This window comes from Parvibaculum sp., from assembly GCF_049672805.1.
Classification (GTDB): Bacteria; Pseudomonadota; Alphaproteobacteria; order Parvibaculales; family Parvibaculaceae; genus Parvibaculum.
The window spans coordinates 1-1,587 of sequence record NZ_JBATWS010000389.1 but is presented as its reverse complement, the minus strand read 5'-3'; the positions used below and the strand labels follow the sequence as shown (position 1 = coordinate 1,587).

General features: G+C 65.5%; 1 protein-coding gene. It reads right to left on the bottom strand.

The window, feature by feature from the left end; genetic code table 11:
• Positions 1-34 precede the first annotated feature (34 nt).
• Positions 35-1,201, bottom strand: a complete 1,167-nt coding sequence (locus WBF74_RS12080; RefSeq protein ID WP_191319559.1) for an acetyl-CoA acetyltransferase — start codon at positions 1,199-1,201, stop codon at positions 35-37.
• Positions 1,202-1,587: the final 386 nt, after the last annotated feature.

Below are 1,587 nucleotides of genomic sequence, written 5' to 3'. Positions count from 1 at the left end.
GGCGCGCCCTGATTGGGCGCCGGCCGGACCGCCTTCAGCGCTGGCGCTCGAGCACGCTCACGTAGTTGGCGACGGCGGCGCCGCCCATGTTGAAGATGCCGGCGGTGGTGGCGCCCGGAATCTGGATGCCGCCAGCTTCGCCGGTGAGCTGCATGGCGCACAGCGCGTGCATGGAGACGCCGGTGGCGCCGACCGGATGGCCCTTGGCCTTCAGGCCGCCCGAGGGGTTCACCGGCAGCTTGCCGTCCTTGTAGACCCAGCCCTCTTCGAGGGCGCGCTTGCCCTGGCCTTCCGGCGTCAGGCCCATGGCTTCGTATTCGATGAGTTCGGCGATGGTGAAGCAGTCGTGGGTTTCGACCAGCGACAGGTCGTCGATCTTCAGGTTGGCCTGGTCAAGCGCCCGGCGCCACGCCTCGGTGCAGCCCTCGAACTTGAGGATGTCGCGCTTCGACATGGGCAGGAAGTCCTGCACATGAGCCATGCCGCGGAAGCCGACGGCGCGCTTCATGTTGCGGGCGGTCTCGCCATCGGCGATCACCACGGCGGCGGCGCCGTCGGAAACCAGCGAACAGTCAGTGCGCTTCAGCGGGCCGGCGACGTAGGGGTTCTTCTCGCTCTCGTTGCGGCAGAAGTCGAAGCCGAAGTCCTTGCGCATCTGGGCGTAAGGATTGTCGACGCCGTTCTTGTGGTTCTTGGCGGCGATCTGGGCCAGGGCGTCAAACTGTTCGCCATGACGCTCGAAATAGGCGTGGGCGATCTTGCCGAACACACCGGCGAAACCAGCCTGGGTCTCGCCGTCTTCCTTCAGGTACGAAGCGCGCAGCAGGTTCTTGCCAACCTGGGGACCGGGCGTGGTGGTCATCTGCTCGACGCCGACAACCAGGACGATCTTGCCGGCTTTCGCCTCAATGGCCTTCACGGCCTGGTGCACGGCGGCCGAGCCGGTGCCACAGGCGTTCTCGACGCGCACGGTCGGCTTGAAGCGCAGGTTATCGTCGGCCTGGAGCACCAGCGACGCGGTGAAGTCCTGATCCGAGAAACCGGCGTTGAAATGGCCGAGATAAATTTCGTCGATATCCTTGGGGCCGACGCCGGCGTGCTCCATCGCCTCGCGGGCCACGCGCACCACCAGGCTCTCAACGGTCTCGGTGTCGAACTTGCCAAAGGGCGTGTGCGCCCAACCCACGATCGCAGCAGTCATCGTCTGTTCCTTGCATCATGCCGGGCGCGCTGGCCCACACCCATGGTCCTGACCATTGATGTGTATCTGCACGCATGGCGTTTCAACCGCACAATAGTGCGTTATCGGAACAATGGAAACGCGGGACAACAGCTCCGGCCGGCACGATGGCGACCGACGCGACAAAAACCGCCGGATACAAGGAAAACGCCCAGGGACCCGGCCGCCGGGCCACCGTCACGGGCGCTGGCCGCGCGCGACCTGCGTGGGTCAGAAAATGCTGGCGGGCGCGCCGAAACGGTAGTTGACGCCCAGCGAAACGATATCGACATGGGCCCTGGCCGATCCAACCCAGGGCAGGCCGACATATTGCGGATGGCCCGGAACGATGCGGATCGGCGCCGGTT